Consider the following 16094-nt stretch of genomic DNA (forward strand, 5'->3'; position numbering starts at 1 on the left):
AGTGCATAAGCAGTACGAAGATTTTATATCTATCTCTTAGGAAACTAAGAATGCTTATATAACAGTACTTTCAAAGCATTTGGGCGATTAACTCAATTGGTAGAGTGCCACCTTTACACGGTGGAAGTTACAGGTTCAAGTCCTGTATCGCCCACCATCCAAAATTCCTCAAGTTTCCATAATTTTGATAGAAAGGTATAGTTAGATCATGGAAATGATTTCCTTTATTTTTGAATAGCTTTTAAGTCTGATTTCAAAACGCTTTAAATTATGACAGAGATGATTAAAGAAGAGCATATCGAGTTATGGAGAAAAGAAGGAGCAGTTGTGATTCCTGAATTCTTCAAAAGACAAGAAATAGATGCTGTAGTAGAAGACTTTCAAATTATATTTCCCGAACGACAAACGGCAGCAAGACCAATTGATAACAAAGAAAAAGGTGATGTGGGAAAAACAACTCTGGAACAATTTAAAAATTTTGAAAATATACCCTTCGAATGTTCTAGTTCATTAAATCTGATTTCTGTTCATCCGGATTTAATAGAGTTTGCAAAAAAAGCTTTAAAGACAGATGAAGTAAGGCTATATCAAGCTCAGGCCTGGGCAAAATTCACTGGTGAAGCAGATTTTGATCAAGCATTTCATTGCGATTTTGGAAACCATACACTGACGGTACCTTCTCGCGATGAATGTTTGAACTCTATTACTTTTATTATTTTTTTCAGTGATGTCACTGAAGCACATGGGCCTACGCATTATGTTAATCGAACAGACAGTGATAATTGCGGTGGTGTGAAACGTTTTCTCAAAAAACGTGAAGATTATGAATATCAAAAAGAGTTAATGAAGTTTGAGCGAAGTGCAGCTGGACCGGCAGGAACTCTTCTGGCTTATGGCATTGATGTATTACATCGAGGCACAAACCTTACCGAACCAAATGGATACAGATATGCAATGACTTCTTGCTTTAAAAAAGCAGGTAATGATGCAATTGGCTATACGGCTTGGCCATGGCATTTTAATAAACCATGGCATAAGGTTTTTGAACATGCTACACCTGAACAACTTAACTGTTTCGGAGTTCCCTTGCCTGGAGACCCCTTTTGGACGGAAGAGACAATATCACTGGCTAAATTGAGATATCCTAAATGGGAAATGTCTGAATATATAATGAAACAGTGAATCTTAAACAGCTTAGCGCCGACCATCATCTAACTCGAAAACACGATACTTAACTGGATTTTTTGAAAATCCACTATACATCTATTTTTATTTGGTCTTATTGCTTTTCATTGGTTCGATAAATAGCTAAGGTATGAATATTAGTTAAATTTTGAAAAGGAGGTCAATTTTGACTAGGACAATAGAAAGTTTAGAAGAAATAAATTTAGTGTGGCTTAATGACACTTTATCGCCCACAGAAGAGTTCAGCAAAAAAAAAGTTATTGAATTAAACGTCAAAAGAATAGGGGAAGGAATTGGCCAATTAGGAGAGTTTGCTTTACTAGAAACGACTCTGGATTGCGGTAGTAAACTGAATATCTTTGCAAAAATTCAGACTGAGACAGAAGATATGGATAACATTGCAAAGGATTATCAATTTTATATTCGTGAAGTAAAGTTTTATCAAAACTTATGCTCAGAGCTAAATGTTAAAACGCCTAAGCCATATTACGTTGAGCATGATGAGGAGACTGGAAGAGTTCTATTGCTTTTGGAATTCATGGATGGATGGTATAACCCTGATCAAATAGAAGGCGCATCTGAAAAAGAAATACAACTCGCTATAAAAGGATTAATACCAATTTCATCTCAATTTTGGGGCAATATTGATGAACTGGAATGGGTACCTAATATGAAAGAAAGTTATATGCTGAACTTATCTACTGACATGGTCGAGTATCAGCCTGAGTTTTTAAATCGTTTCGAGTATTTGATGGATGATTCAAGGGTTCAGCTCCTAGACAAGGTAGTGAAGTGGTACCCAAATTTTCATGACATACTTTCAGAGGGTACTTTGACTTTGACTCATTGGGATTACAGAGTGGAGAATCTTTTTTTTACTCCTGAAGTTGATGATTTAACGGTAATAGATTGGCAACTTATGATGGCAAATAAACCTGGTTGGGATTTGGCATATCTTTTGTGTACAAATATACAGATAGATCTCAGGAGAAAGATCTTTGAGGATTCTTGTAGCGAGTATTTAGATGGACTAAATAGAAATGGAATAAACTTTAGTAGTGAAGAATTGCACAAAAATATGATGCTTTCGCTTCTTGCAATGTTGACTTTTCCAGTTGTTGGAGGAGCTAATTATGATCTAGAGAATATGCGTAGCAAAAAATTATTTGAGGTTTTAACTGAGAGATTATTTTCGTCTATTGAAGACTATAATGCTATTTCTTTCATAGAGTGATTCATGTCTGCCGATGTCTCTACCAACCGAGAGGAATCTGTTGTTGAGGATTAAAAACTTTTGCTCCTGAGAGGGGATAAGCTCTAGAAGCATCATAAATCTCTTGTTGACTTAAGTAATCACTAGGCAGCAACTCAAATACATCTAAGCCTCGTTTAATCTCTGTTGCATAAATGAAACCATCGTAATAATAAGCAGACCAGTAACCTCCCATTACTAGAAGCTCACCATCTATTGGTCCTCTATCAAAGAATGCAATTTCTTTAGGATTTGATGATTCAGTGAAGTCCATTAACGATATACCTCCCTGGTACCAGGCTTGCACAAATATATCTCTTCCTGGTACGGGTATAAGAGAGCCATTATGTGCCACACAGTTTTCTGTTTCGAGTTGTGGAGCAGGCATTTTGAAGTGACTTCGAAATACTAATTTCTTATCTACAATATCGTAGATAGCATTTGCACCCCAATCTAGTGGATCCCAAGCTCTGCATCTGGCCCTTCCTCCACCTCCCCATTCATCTGTAAAAATTACTTTTGTTCCATCATTATTAAATGTAGCTGAATGCCAGTAAGCAAAGCCAGTATCTGTAACGACATCAATTCTCTGAGGATTATGGGGATCCGCGATATCAAAAAGAATGCCATTTCCAGAGCAAGCACCTGCCGCAATGTTGGCTGTTGGATAAACAGTTATGTCATGACATTGGTCTGTACGTCTTGTTTCCTGTGTTTCGTCACCATGATCACCTCCAGTCCATAACCCACCAAGTGCACCTGTTTCAGGATCAGCAAAAACAGCCGGACTGCTTACAATTTTGGATTCAGAAGGATTTGATATGGGAATCTCTATTACATCAATTCTAAACAAAGCAGTTCTTTTATCACCAGCTATATTACCAATACATTCTTCCATTTCTTCTTCATCTCTAACGCTAGCTGTTCCTGAGTTGTAGACAATTATTTTTCCACTTTCATCTGGACCAGAAACGACAGAATGCGTATGAGATCCCCTACAAGTTTGGACAGCACCTACTTGCTTTGGTCTTTCTAAATTTGATATGTCAAAAATTCTTAATCCTCTAAATCTTTCAGAACTCGCTTCTTTAGAAACTCCTTCAAGGCCACAATCTAATCGACTTCTCATTTGTTCAACTGACATTATGAGAATGTCTCCAACTATTGAGACATCTCCCTGTCCTCCTGGACAAACTACAGATGATATAAGATTCGGTATTCCATCAGTTTGTATTTCGTATATATTAAAACCATGATAGCTGCCAGCTACTAAAATATTATCTCTAAAAGCCATATCAGTGCTTGCAAAACTAAGAATTGGCCACCTGAGAGAACTAGACATTTCTTCGATAGTTCTTACTTTTTCTTTCCTATAATTATCATCTGTCCTTTTTACACCTCTACCTTCAGGATTATCTGGATCAAAGAAGCCAATGGGTTTTTTTAGAGATGTTACCAACTTAAGATTATGGATAGACTCACCAGCATCATATAAGCCCGGTTCAAGATTAGATCTAGGATCTTCCGAAAGATTAACAAAAATACCATTCATTCTTTCTATTTCAACGCCTTGATCATTGATTAATTCTGAAATAAATTCATCTAAAGCTGAATCGAAAGAGTTTCCAGGAAATTCTTTAAGAGTTCTGACCATCTCCAAAGCCCCATCATGATGATTGATCATTAGCTTCAAAAATAATTTATCGAAAGACGTACTTTTAGAATCTCTTAGCTCTTTCAGTTCCTCATTAGATGCCATCCCCGCCATTTTCATGTGTTTATGCTCTGGCATATGTTCAGAAAGAGAAAGATTTTTATTTTCTCCCCTTGATTCAAGCCAATTTCCCATGAAATCAATTTCATCCTCTTGAGAAATATTAATTCTATCTGCTAGATCGAGGATAGTTTTATTATTAGTTCTTTCTTCTGCTAATTCTGACATTAGAATTGCCTGCTGATGATGAGTAATCATTCCTTTCAAAAAGTCAACATCGGCTTGTATATATGATGTACTAGCAATTTTCGTTGCCTCAATAGGATCTAATGTTTTTGAGCTTTGTCCAGGCGCACCAGGCTGAATAATAGAATGAGAAACATTATTATTTTTAATTAATCTCTTATCCTCATTATTTAAAGGGATATCTCTTAGTTCACCTGTCTGAGTACAACCAACCGCGATTAGGGCTAATATTAAATAAATGGATTTTCTCATCTCTGTTAATGCAATTAACTTCAACACATAACCTATATTAATACATAATATCCGTTGCACAGTATTAATAAGGGAATATCATTAAAATTTATTTCTATGTAAAAACCAATGCAATATATCGAAGGTACTATTTTTGACTTATTTATTTTTATCATCATGATATTTTTGGGTGGCTTTACTTGGTTCACACTGAATAACCTATTATCAAAAGTTTTAAATAACCAAAGAATGGTCGAAGTTATTTCTATAGTCTGCGGCTTATCCGTTGGTGTATTTGTTATAAATAAGTTTTTGCTCTGACAAATCTATGTTTAGAAATAGATTTCAGTTTATTATTAACTTATGAGTAATACACAAAAAGAGTCAAATATAAGAAAAGTAGCTTTGACCTCTTTGAGTGGAACAAGTATCGAGTGGTATGACTTCTTCTTATATGGAGCAGCAGCAGGTTTAGTATTCCCAAAACTATTTTTTGGAGAAGTCGATGCAACTACTGCACTAGTTTTATCTTTTATGACTTTTGCTGCAGGATTTATAGCTAGGCCTATTGGCGGAATTGTCTTTGGTCATTTCGGAGATTTGATAGGAAGAAAAAAGACATTAGTGATTGCTCTAATGCTTATGGGTATTTCTTCAACTCTTATCGGATTATTGCCTACCTATGACACCATAGGAATAGCTGCTCCAATAATTCTTACATCCTTAAGATTTTGCCAGGGCATTGCAATAGGAGGACAGTGGGGCGGCGCTATGCTATTGGTTACTGAGAGTGCTCCCAATCACAGAAGAGGCTTCTATGGTGCTTATGCTCAAGCAGGAGCCCCTGTTGGAGTTATTCTTGCAAATATAGCTTTTATCTCAGTAAGTATGTTTACATCAGAAGAAAACTTCTTGTCTTGGGGTTGGAGAATCCCTTTTCTTATAAGTTTTGTTCTTGTAATTATCAGTATGTACATACAGCTCAATCTAGAAGATACAAAGGCCTTTAAAGATTTGGAGGCATTGAAGTCAGCCGATGATAGTAATGAGAAAGTTGTTAAATCATCTCCAATTTTAGAAGCGTTAAGAAGATATCCTAAAAGGATTTCACTAGCAGCGGGAGCCTTCCTTTCGGTACAAGTAACTTTCTATATATTAGTGGCCTTTATACTTGCCTATGGTGTTCAGACTACTGACTTATCCAGAAATGATCTTCTTATGGCTGTCTTGATAGGATCTGCTTTAATGGTACCAACGCAATTTATGTTTTCAGATTACTCCGATAAAAATGGAAGGAAAGGAATCTTTATGGCTGGAGCTGCCTTAACTGCTTTATGGTCTTTTGCCCTGTTCCCTCTAATAGACACAGGAAATTTTTATTTAGTTATATTCGGTGTTACTGGAGGATTAGCCTTTTTAGGCATGATGTACGGTCCTCAAGCCGCCTTTTTTGCTGAATTATTTTCTACAGAAGTCCGATACTCTGGTGCGTCGCTTGGTTACCAAATTGGAGCAATTATTGGCGGTTCTTTTGCGCCTACGATAGCGACGCTTCTTTGGAAAAATTATGATATTTTTTGGGTGTCTGTATATATAGCATTTGCTTCTATCTTGTCTTTAATATCTGTCTATTTTTTAACTGAAACCTATAAGACTGACTTGAATGAATAAGGTCTAAATTAAATTTCCATTTTCCATTCTTAACTGTTTATCAGTCATGACCTCAGCTTCAAAAGCATCATGAGTTACTAAAAGAATACTAGAATTTCTTTCAGAAAACACCTTCGACACTTCCTCATATAGACTTCTTCTAAGATCTTCATCTAGTGCACTAAAAGGCTCATCTAACATTAGTAAATCTGGATTTGGTGCTAAAGATCGAGCAAGTGCTACTCTTTGTTGTTCACCTCCAGATATTTCATGAGGGTACTTATTCTTAAGAGAATCTATTTTTAAGAGTTCTAGAAGATCCGATACAATTTTGTTTTTATCTTTATTTCTCTGAATACCAAAACAAATATTTTCATAAACGGACAAATGGGGAAAAAGAGCCTTCTCTTGGACAACTAGGCCTACGTTTCGTTTTTCAGGAGGAATGAATATTTTGTCACTGGTCATAACTTCGGCTTTCTTAATAATCTCACCGCTATTGGGGTTTTCTAAACCAGCAATAAGTCTTAATAAAGTACTTTTTCCACATCCCGAAGGACCTAATATTGAAACTTTCTCTCCGATTGAAATATTTAAATTAAGACCTTTTATTATTAAGTCAGACTTCCCATAAGCATGATTCAAGTCTTTAATTTCTAAGATGAGGTTTTCCATTTACTTAATTGGGTCTAGAAGATCTTATCATTTTTGAGAGAAATATTATGGGTATCAATCCTATAATGACTATGGCAATAGCAGGTGCAGCTGCTTGCAACATTCTTTCTTCAGAGGCATAGGTATATGTTGAAACCGCCAATGTTTCAAAATTAAAAGGTCTAAGTATGAGAGTCGCAGGTAGTTCTTTCACTACATCAGACATCACTAGTAAAACGGAAGTCAATAAAGCGGTTTTCATCAGCGGAAAATGAACATTAATCAGCATGCGCCAACCCGAGATTCCGAGCAATCTTGATGATTCATCTATTGAATTACTAACTCTTTGGTAACTGGATTCTATAGAGGAATTTGCAAGTGCATAAGTTTTTATGACGAAGGCAATCATTAATCCAAAGATTGAGCCAGTCAACACAATATCTACAATGGAAAATAAAAAAGTATCAAGATATACCATTAGCTGTACCATACCTACAGCAAGTATTAGGCCTGGTACAGCATATCCTAAAGACAACAGTGAACTTAATTTCTCAACTAATTTATTAGGTTTAAATCTGACTGAAAAGTTGATTAATAGAGCTAACCCAGCACAAATTATACCTGTTCCTAAAGACAGGCTGAGCGTGTTCACTGAATTACTTATAAATCTGTGATTGAAAAAGCCAAGGTTTACTTCGTATGCCCAAAGACTAAGTTCAACTACTGGAACGATAAAGCCTATAAAAATTGGAATAAAACAAATTAAAAATGCTACTAATCCCTTAAAACCTTGCAGATTATCCTCAAGATTGGGCGAGAAATTTGAATTATTAGATGTATAGATTGACCCGCCCCGAGTATTTTTTTCGATTAGATAAAATACACCAATAACAATAAGCAATAAAGAAGCTAGTTGCATGGCAGTTTGTAGATCGTACAAGCCATACCAAGTTCTAAATATCCCGGTGGTAAAAGTCTCTACTGCAAAGTGATCCACAGCACCAAAGTCAGATAAAGTTTCCATGATCACTAACATAACACCAGCTATAACAGCCGGCCTTATTATCGGCAATGCAAGCTTATAAAAAACTTGTATTTCATTGAGACCTAGTAACCGTGAGGCCTCTTTCATTGATTTTGATTGATTGAGGAGAGCGTTTCTAGACACTAGGTAAACATAAGGATATAGAGTAAAGGCGAATACTATTATTGCACCATACATGCTTCTCACATTTGGGAAGAAAACAAAATCATCATCGAGACCAAACAAATATCTAATTAAATTATTGGCATCCCCATAAGGATCAAACAGTCCGGTAAAAGTATAGGCCAAAATGTATGGCGGTATAGACAATGGAAGAATCAAAGCCCACTCAAATATGTTCTTGCCAATAAAGTTGTAGTTTGTAACCGTCCAGGCAGTCACTGTTCCAATAATGAATACTAAGACTGCAACTCCAATTACTAATATAAGTGACGAATTAACATAGTCTAAAAGAACAAATTCATAAAGATGAGACCAATTGTCAGAATAATTTCCAAATAAACTTGATAAGACTATTACTAGAGGAGCAGTAAAGATAATCAGGACTGCAAAGGGGAGAAGTCTCCATGAAGATACCATGTTCAATTTTAAATTTAAAAATGTTTCAATTAAGCTTAAACTAGATATTAGCTATTTCCAACCAGACCTATCCATAAGTTTTACTGCACTTGGATTCAGTTCACCAAAACTTCTTACAGAAATTTGATCTTCTTTGAAGTTTGTTCCAAAACCTGCTATTTCGGCGCTGGGTGCAACATCTTCAAGGACTGAATATTCATATGATTTATCAATCATATATTTTTGAACTCTTTTCGAAATCAAAAACTCAATGAAAGAATTAGCATTATCTTTATTTGGTGCATTTTTTAATATACCAGCCCCACTTATATTAATATGAGCTCCTCTATTTTTTTGATTTGGAAAAATCATTTTTACTTTCCTTGCAGCTTCTAGTTGTTCTTGCCCAGCAGATCCGGAAAGCATTATCCCTATGTAATAGCTATTTGCCACAGCTAAATCTGCCTCTCCATTTGCTACTGCTATAATTTGTGATCTGTCATTACCTTGAGGCTTTCTTGCAAAGTTACCAACTAATTTTGTGGCCCATTTTTCAGTTGCTTCTTTTCCTATATTCTTAATCAGTGATGCAACCAAAGATTGGTTATACATATTATTGGAACTTCTTATAACAACTCTTTTACTCCATTTTTGATCCGCTAAGTCCTCGTAATTAAAATTCTCTACTAGCTCATCAGAAACATTCTCCGGATTATAAAATATAACTCTGGCTCTTTTAGCTATAGCTGTCCATTCATCATTTGGACCTCTGAGATTTTCAGGAACCTCAGCGAGTACTTTTTCAGACTGAATGCTTTGAAACAAACCTTCTTTTTGAACTTTCCAAAGATTTCCCGCATCTACGGTGAAAAAGATGTCAGCGGGTGAATTCTTTCCTTCCGCCTTGAGTCTTTGCAATAGGGCACTGCCTTTTCCAGAGATGATATTAACTTTTATACCGGTCTCTTCAGTAAATTCTTCATAAAGCGCATCATCGGAATCATAGTGACGAGATGTATACACATTTACTTCATCAGCAATAACTAGGTCAATAAAAAAGGAAAAAAGTAAAATCATTTGAATTTTCTTCATAAGTAGAATTTTACTTTATTGAGAATGATTCTCAAATAGAATTTACTTTCTATGAACGATTACTGGCAGTTCTGTAATACCTCTAATAAAACTTGAGTTGAGATACTTAGTTTCTCCTACAGTTTCAATGAATGAAAATCTTTTTAGAATTTCTTCCCAAAGAATCTTCAGTTGAAGATCGGCAAGTCTATTGCCAAGGCATCTATGGATTCCAAAACCAAAAGAGATATGCTGCCTTGCATCCTCTCTTTCGACGTTAAGTTCATCAGGGTTCTCAAATTTATTTATATCTCTATTTGCAGATGTGTACCAGATTGCAACCTTATCCCATTTTTTAATGTTCTTTCCGCCAATCTCAACATCTTCCATTGCTGTTCGACACATATGTCCAACAGGACTTTGCCATCTAATAATCTCAGACACCATATTGCCTATTAAATCATTGTTAGCTTGAACTTTAGCAAGTTGCTCCGGGAATTGATTAAAAGCTTTAATACCCCCACTCATCGAATTTCGAGTAGTATCGTTTCCTGCTACTATTAGAAGAATTACATTTCCTAAAAATTCATTGGGCGTCATATTTTTGGTGTTTTCACCGCGAGCGAGCATTGAAATAAGATCGTTTCCATCACTACCGTTAGCCTTCCTTTCTTCCCATATTGAATTGAAGTATTCAAAACATTTCCATAGTTCTTGAAAACCTTCCTCAGGAGTTTCAAAAAAATCTGGATCCGTTATTCTCTCAACCGTATCTGACCAATGTATAAGCTTTAATCTATCTTCTTGAGGGACATCGAATAACGTAGCTAACATTCGGCTAGTAAGTTCTATCGATACCTTATCAACCCAATTAAAAGTCTCTCCATCAGGAAGTTCATCAAGAATATTTTCAGTCCTTTCTCTAATTAATCGCTCAAAATTTCCTAAATGACCTGGAGTAAACATCGGCGCAACTACTTGTCTTTGTTCAGTGTGAATTGGTTGATCTTGCATGATGAACATAGGTAGATGAAATATTGCGTCGGGCGGCTCTGACATTGGCTGTCCACCTAGCCTAATGCCACCATTCATGATGTCGGAAGAAAATATTTTATGGTTCATATCAATAGCTTTTACATCTTCATATCCTGAGATAGACCAATAAGGACCTGCTTGACTATCCTCAGTGAAGTGAACAGGACACTCTTCTCTTAACCTTTTGAATACATCGATATCAAGATTCTTTCCAAACCAGTCATTATTAGCAGGATTGATTTTATCGATGTCAACGGAGTAAGGATCAATGTCGTCTGGCAATCCCCACTTAGCTTTAATTTCTGCGTTTGATATATTTTCAATATCAAAGATATTATTTTTTTGTTCTGTGCTCATATGGCAAACATTATGTCAAAAGATATTGATTATTGTTATAAAGTTTTTTTTTAATATGTTTTAAAATATAACTAATGTTAATAGGAATCTTATTTTTTCTAATTGTCTTTGTTATTCCCAAATTTTGGCTTTCTTATTCAATGAAAAGTAATGACAAAGAACTCACAAATATGCCATTCAATGCAGAAGAATTCGGAAGACTTATTCTCGAAGAGAATAATTTAAAAGACGTAAAGATCGAAGAATCTTCAATGGAAGATCATTATGATTTAAACGATAAGACTGTAAGAGTTCAAGAGGGTAGATTATCAAAAAAAAGTTTAACTTCATTAACTATAGTGTGTCATGAGATAGGTCATGCAATACAACATAACGAAGAGTATGGTCCGTTAGTTCGCAGAACAAATATAGTAGAAAAAACTCAGTGGATATCAAAACTTGGAGGAATAATCCTCTACAGTGGTCTGCCACTCATATTAGCAACTGGTTCTTTTGGTCTTATCAAAGTTTGCCTTATTTTTGTCATATGCTCAGTTCTTCTAGGAGTTTTGATTCACTTAATTACCCTAGATGTGGAGATTGATGCAAGCTTCAGACGAGCTATGCCTATTATTAGAGAAAAGATACCTGAACAATATCATGCCAATTGTAGCAATGTGCTTAAAGCAGCTGCTTTCACTTATGTAATTGGTGCACTTACGAGTTTCTTGTCTCTTCGATATTTGTGGCTTCTCGTTTCAAGAGTACGTTAGAAATTTAATCTAACTTCTCTTCAAAGTCACAGACCATCTTAGCCTCAACAGACCCAACGACGGCTAAGTTTACTTTTGCACGACCTTCCATAGATCCAGAAACTAGACATTTCTCAAGACTTTCTTGAACAATTTCTCTAACGATCTGAGTTAACTCCTCGACTGTTAAGTCACTAATTGTTTTTTCCTCCGTTGTTAAGATATTGAAGCTTATGAGAAAAATTGCACAAATTAATTTCTTTTTCATATTTTTACTTAGTATTTTCTTTTATAAATTTTTCAGCATTTGCAAATATACTCTCCTTTCTCGCAGGATCCAATCTGTCTAAAGTTCTCGTGAGAAAGCTCATTCTGGCGTTCTTTTCAAAGAAGTTTCTATGTTTCTCTGTAAATCTCCAGTAGAGTCCGTCAACCGTATCGTTCCATTCCCCTTTTTTATAATTGCTCATTTTCATAATATAGTTGGAACCGCATGTATAAGGTTTAGTAGACATCAATCCACCATCTGCAAAGGTTGCCATTCCATATACATTAGGGACCATTACCCAGTCTGATGAATCAATGTACATTTCCATAAACCATTTATAAATTTCATCAGGATGAATTTCGCACATATTCATTAGATTACTTATAATCATCAGTCTTGGTATGTGATGATTGTAGCCGTCTTTAAGAACACTTTTTATGCAATCATCAAGAGGAACAATACCAGTCGTCCCGTCATACCAACTTTTAGAGAGTTTGTTGGTGTGATTCCAATAGTTACTTTGAAGTTGAAATTCACTTTGATCTTGATATATACCCCTTATAAATTCTCTCCATCCTATTAACTGCCTTAGGAACCCCTCTAAAGAATTTAGAGGTACCTCAAATTTACTGACATGTTTATTAATAGATTTTAAAATTTCCTTTGGAGTTATCAGTCCTAGGTTTAACGAAGAACTAATGCAACTATGAAAAAGAAAATTTTTTTCATTCAACATTGCATCTTCATATAAACCAAAGTTATTGAATTTTACTTTTAAAAAATTATCAAAATGATTCTTAGCTTGTTCTCTAGTAACTGGAAACCAAAAATTATCTAATAATCCTGGGTGATCAGAAAAGTATTTTTCAATAATTTGGATAATATCATCGTGATGCTTAGATTTCTTATAAGTGGGCTGTATAGGAAGCTCTATGTCCTTCGGAAATTTTTTTCTATTTTCCTCATCAAAAGACCACTTGCCTCCTTCTGGATTTCCATCCTCGTCTATAAGGAGATTTAAATTTAATCGAGATTTTTTATAGAAACTAGCCATCCTATATTTACTACTGTCTCCTTGGAACTCTCTTAATTCCTCTCTTGAAAAGAGAAACATAGGTGACTTGATAAATTCTATTTCTTTCTCAATCTTATTAAAATAATTGATAGATTCCTCTTCGAAGGACTTATCTTCAATCTGATACATAAAAATTTTATGAAAATCTTTACCTTTAAGAAAAGCACCAAAGTTATCAAAGTAACTTTTTGAGGCTTTTAGGTTTTCTAGTTTGTTGTAGTGAACATTTATGCCTTCAGCCATTAAAGTATCCTTGTATTCCCTCATAGCCGTCAAAAAAAGATAGAGCTTTAGTTTATGATGCTTTTGGTAAGTGCATAAACCGAAATCCTCAGACATGTATACATCTGTGCAATCTTTTTCTAATAACTCCTCGGGATTGAAAAGTTGATTGCCTAAGACTAAAAAAAGATTTCTACCGTTCTTGGAAGTCATAGCAAAATGTTGGGCGCAAAAGTTTTCAAATTAGTTCAAACGGTATTTGAAGTTTATTTGAAATTCATTATCTTGTTCAAAATATTGATTATCGACAAAAGCGTCTTGAGCAGGCTGTTTCAAGAAATCTATAGTAAATTTCCTTTCAGCTGTTTCATTGACGAAATCAGCTTCTTCAGAATCATCACCACTATTCATGACGAAGTAGGCAATTAATCCTACTGCTACAATTGCTCCTGCAGCAGAGCTACTTCCACCGTAACCGCCTCCATCATCACCTGAAGAAGGATTTTCACTTCCTCCGTGGTAGCTCGCAAGAGCTAGATTCGAAGTTATTGAGAACAATAATATAAATAAGTATTTCATAAATATTTCCTTATATCAGTTCTGTGCGTCTAAGTTCGTAACCGAAAGTGTCAGTGCCCTGACATTTCGTATAACCTAGCAAAGCAGATTATTAAGTTGAGCAGCGAGCAACACTGAATGTGTTGGAAGTATTATAAATTGTTCTTTAAATGATTAATATATGAATTTAACTTTTAATGAATTTTTTTGATCTACAAACCTGTGATAAAGTAATGAAAAAACCAGTAAGTAGTTAATGCAGAAAAAAGAACAGATGCGCCTTCTAAAGGGATTAATGCATCATTTAGATAACAAAACTAACATCGATGCAGGAGGTATAATAAGAGCTCCCGCCGATACATACACGTCGGAAGAAAGATTCGATATGGAGTGGAATACTTTTTTTCAAAATTATCCTCAAATAGTAGGGTTATCAGGTGACTTGCCTGGACCAGATACTTTTTTAACAACTGAGGATTTCGGTGTACCGGTCTTAGCTGTGAGGGATAGTAGTGGTAAATTTAAGGCTTATGCTAATGTTTGTTCTCACAGAGGTGTAACAGTTGAGTCAAATAAAAAGGGTGAAAAGACGAGATTTTCTTGTCCCTTTCACGGCTGGACTTTCAACAATGATGGTGAGCTCGTAGGCTATCCAAAAAAAGATCAATTCGGAGAAATAGATAAAACATGCTACGGACTAAAAGAGTTACCATCTACTGAGAAATTCGGGTTTCTATGGGTTCATCCTTCAAGAGATGGAATGATTAATTTTGATGAATTACTTGGAGAAGACTTAGTTAAAGAATTTGAATCTTGGAATTTTGATAGTTTAGTTTTCGAACACCAAGAAGAATATGTAACCGATATGAATTGGAAATTAGCGATTGATACATTTGGCGAAACCTATCATTTTTCTGTTCTGCACAAAGATTCTTTGCACGAAGTATTCCATGGGAACTGTCAAATGTTCGATAACTTTAATCGTAATGGAAGGTTAATATTGTGTAGAAGAGCCATAGACGAAATGAGAAAACTGCCCGAATCTGATTGGAATATCTGTGCTGGCACATTGCCTGTATATTATCTTTTTCCAAATATTATTTTTATGCCTACACAAGAGGGCGCCTTCCTAGTTCAAGAGTACCCCTTAGAAAATTCACCTCATAAGAGTATCTCTAAAATTTCATTTTATTTTTATCCCCATGTTTTAGAGCATGTCCAACAGCTAGAGAAGCAAGGTATTAATGGAAAGGAACTGCTTCAACAGCAATACAATGGATTTGCCTCTGTAATTAGAGATGAAGATTATGTTGCAGCAGCCTCATCCCATAAAGGTCTTAAATCAGGGAATATCGATTATTTAACATTTGGTAAAAATGAGCCTGCTCTTCATCATTATCATAATACTTATCGCGAAGCTTTAGGCCTTCAATCTTTACCACTAGAAGAAGCTTAGAGAGTGAATATTCTCGAAGTTAGAGGCTTAGAGAAATCTTATCCTGATCCGGAGTCTGATAAAGACTTAAAAGCTGTCGATGGCATTTCTTTTATACTTGAGGAAGTCCAAATATATGGAATATTAGGCCCTAATGGGGCAGGGAAAACGACAACATTAGAAATGATAGAGGGCTTAACTGATATAGACGAAGGTTATGCTACAGTAAAAGGAATTAATGTTGCGGATAATCCCTATGCAGTTAAAGAGATTATAGGAGTACAACTTCAATCAAACGAATATTTTGACTCCCTAAGCCTTAAAGAATTACTGATCCTTTTTGGCAAGCTTTACCAAAATAATGTCGATGCCAAAAGTCTTCTAAACAAAGTAGACCTTTTGGAGAAGATTAACTCAAAACCTGAAGAACTGTCAGGTGGTCAAAAACAGAGATTTTCCATTGCATGTGCTTTAGTTAATGAACCTAAAGTTCTTTTTCTCGATGAGCCAACTACTGGCTTAGATCCGCAAGCCAAACATAATCTCTGGGAGCTAATAAAAGAATTAAATTTTTCCGGAATGACAATTATTCTTACGACCCATAATATGGAAGAGGCAGAAAACCTTTGCCACAAAGTAGCAATTATGGATAAAGGTAAAATCATTATTGAAGGAAATCCCAAAGATTTAATAAACAAATATGATCGAGAGGATGGGAATCTTGAAAATGTTTTTTTGTCATTAACTGGCAAAGAACTTAGAGATTAAATGATTACTTCCTTGCAGTTACATTTATCCAAGATTTTT

Annotated in this window: 14 protein-coding genes and 1 tRNA gene; 7 read left to right on the top strand and 8 right to left on the bottom strand. The window is 35.2% G+C overall.

Going from position 1 to position 16094, the window contains the following annotated elements:
• Positions 1-81 precede the first annotated feature (81 nt).
• From M9C83_02820 to M9C83_02830, 3 genes are all read left to right on the top strand, one after another.
• Positions 82-157, top strand: a tRNA-Val gene (locus tag M9C83_02820).
• A 113-nt stretch (positions 158-270) separates the two neighbouring features.
• On the top strand, positions 271-1182 hold the full coding sequence (locus M9C83_02825) for a phytanoyl-CoA dioxygenase family protein (protein URQ67149.1): 912 nt from the start codon (positions 271-273) through the stop codon (positions 1180-1182).
• A 169-nt stretch (positions 1183-1351) separates the two neighbouring features.
• The gene (locus tag M9C83_02830; protein ID URQ67150.1) at positions 1352-2419 is read left to right on the top strand and encodes an ecdysteroid 22-kinase family protein; all 1068 of its coding nucleotides are present in this window, start codon (positions 1352-1354) and stop codon (positions 2417-2419) included.
• Positions 2420-2438: 19 nt separating this feature from the next.
• On the opposite strand, the gene M9C83_02835 is transcribed toward M9C83_02830, so the two are convergent.
• Complete coding sequence (locus M9C83_02835; GenBank protein ID URQ67151.1) at positions 2439-4673, bottom strand: DUF305 domain-containing protein; 2235 nt, start codon at positions 4671-4673, stop codon at positions 2439-2441.
• Between the two features lie 318 nt (positions 4674-4991).
• On the opposite strand from M9C83_02835, the gene M9C83_02840 reads away from it, so the two are divergent.
• On the top strand, positions 4992-6299 hold the full coding sequence (locus tag M9C83_02840; protein ID URQ67152.1) for an MHS family MFS transporter: 1308 nt from the start codon (positions 4992-4994) through the stop codon (positions 6297-6299).
• 3 nt (positions 6300-6302) lie between these two features.
• On the opposite strand, the gene M9C83_02845 is transcribed toward M9C83_02840, so the two are convergent.
• The 4 genes from M9C83_02845 to M9C83_02860 are packed head-to-tail and all read right to left on the bottom strand — an operon-like array spanning position 6303 to position 10998.
• Entirely contained in the window at positions 6303-6953 is a 651-nt protein-coding gene (locus M9C83_02845; protein ID URQ67153.1) for an ABC transporter ATP-binding protein, read from the bottom strand.
• Between the two features lie 4 nt (positions 6954-6957).
• Positions 6958-8556 carry an iron ABC transporter permease gene (locus tag M9C83_02850; protein ID URQ67154.1) on the bottom strand — a complete coding sequence of 533 codons (1599 nt, stop codon included), beginning with the start codon at positions 8554-8556 and terminating at the stop codon, positions 6958-6960.
• A 51-nt stretch (positions 8557-8607) separates the two neighbouring features.
• On the bottom strand, positions 8608-9612 hold the full coding sequence (locus M9C83_02855) for an extracellular solute-binding protein (protein ID URQ67155.1): 1005 nt from the start codon (positions 9610-9612) through the stop codon (positions 8608-8610).
• Between the two features lie 57 nt (positions 9613-9669).
• Entirely contained in the window at positions 9670-10998 is a 1329-nt protein-coding gene (locus M9C83_02860; GenBank protein ID URQ67156.1) for a cytochrome P450, read from the bottom strand.
• 74 nt (positions 10999-11072) lie between these two features.
• On the opposite strand from M9C83_02860, the gene M9C83_02865 reads away from it, so the two are divergent.
• Entirely contained in the window at positions 11073-11750 is a 678-nt protein-coding gene (locus M9C83_02865; protein ID URQ67157.1) for a zinc metallopeptidase, read from the top strand.
• 4 nt (positions 11751-11754) lie between these two features.
• Here M9C83_02865 and M9C83_02870 read toward each other — a convergent pair whose 3' ends face one another.
• From M9C83_02870 to M9C83_02880, 3 genes are read right to left on the bottom strand one after another with little or no spacing between them, the layout of a single operon-like run.
• Entirely contained in the window at positions 11755-11997 is a 243-nt protein-coding gene (locus M9C83_02870) for a hypothetical protein (GenBank protein URQ67158.1), read from the bottom strand.
• Positions 11998-12001: 4 nt separating this feature from the next.
• Positions 12002-13507, bottom strand: a complete 1506-nt coding sequence (locus tag M9C83_02875; protein ID URQ67159.1) for a cryptochrome/photolyase family protein — start codon at positions 13505-13507, stop codon at positions 12002-12004.
• Between the two features lie 30 nt (positions 13508-13537).
• Positions 13538-13873, bottom strand: a complete 336-nt coding sequence (locus M9C83_02880) for a hypothetical protein (protein ID URQ67160.1) — start codon at positions 13871-13873, stop codon at positions 13538-13540.
• Positions 13874-14126: 253 nt separating this feature from the next.
• Between M9C83_02880 and M9C83_02885 the strand changes: the two genes are divergently transcribed.
• On the top strand, positions 14127-15308 hold the full coding sequence (locus tag M9C83_02885) for a Rieske 2Fe-2S domain-containing protein (GenBank protein ID URQ67161.1): 1182 nt from the start codon (positions 14127-14129) through the stop codon (positions 15306-15308).
• A gap of 3 nt (positions 15309-15311) precedes the next feature.
• Positions 15312-16055 carry an ABC transporter ATP-binding protein gene (locus M9C83_02890; GenBank protein URQ67162.1) on the top strand — a complete coding sequence of 248 codons (744 nt, stop codon included), beginning with the start codon at positions 15312-15314 and terminating at the stop codon, positions 16053-16055.
• Positions 16056-16094: the final 39 nt, after the last annotated feature.

The organism is SAR86 cluster bacterium, assembly GCA_023703575.1.
Classification (GTDB): Bacteria; Pseudomonadota; Gammaproteobacteria; order Magnimaribacterales; family Magnimaribacteraceae; genus Magnimaribacter.

What these genes read in the sequence shown, in the direction of transcription:
- M9C83_02825 (URQ67149.1), top strand. Translation starts at nt 271, where the DNA reads ATGACAGAGATGATTAAAGAAGAGCATATCGAGTTATGGAGAAAAGAA.
- M9C83_02840 (URQ67152.1), top strand. Translation starts at nt 4,992, where the DNA reads ATGAGTAATACACAAAAAGAGTCAAATATAAGAAAAGTAGCTTTGACC.
- M9C83_02845 (URQ67153.1), bottom strand. Translation starts at nt 6,953, where the DNA reads ATGGAAAACCTCATCTTAGAAATTAAAGACTTGAATCATGCTTATGGG.
- M9C83_02850 (URQ67154.1), bottom strand. Translation starts at nt 8,556, where the DNA reads ATGGTATCTTCATGGAGACTTCTCCCCTTTGCAGTCCTGATTATCTTT.
- M9C83_02855 (URQ67155.1), bottom strand. Translation starts at nt 9,612, where the DNA reads ATGATTTTACTTTTTTCCTTTTTTATTGACCTAGTTATTGCTGATGAA.
- M9C83_02860 (URQ67156.1), bottom strand. Translation starts at nt 10,998, where the DNA reads ATGAGCACAGAACAAAAAAATAATATCTTTGATATTGAAAATATATCA.
- M9C83_02865 (URQ67157.1), top strand. Translation starts at nt 11,073, where the DNA reads ATGTTAATAGGAATCTTATTTTTTCTAATTGTCTTTGTTATTCCCAAA.
- M9C83_02870 (URQ67158.1), bottom strand. Translation starts at nt 11,997, where the DNA reads ATGAAAAAGAAATTAATTTGTGCAATTTTTCTCATAAGCTTCAATATC.
- M9C83_02875 (URQ67159.1), bottom strand. Translation starts at nt 13,507, where the DNA reads ATGACTTCCAAGAACGGTAGAAATCTTTTTTTAGTCTTAGGCAATCAA.
- M9C83_02880 (URQ67160.1), bottom strand. Translation starts at nt 13,873, where the DNA reads ATGAAATACTTATTTATATTATTGTTCTCAATAACTTCGAATCTAGCT.
- M9C83_02885 (URQ67161.1), top strand. Translation starts at nt 14,127, where the DNA reads ATGCGCCTTCTAAAGGGATTAATGCATCATTTAGATAACAAAACTAAC.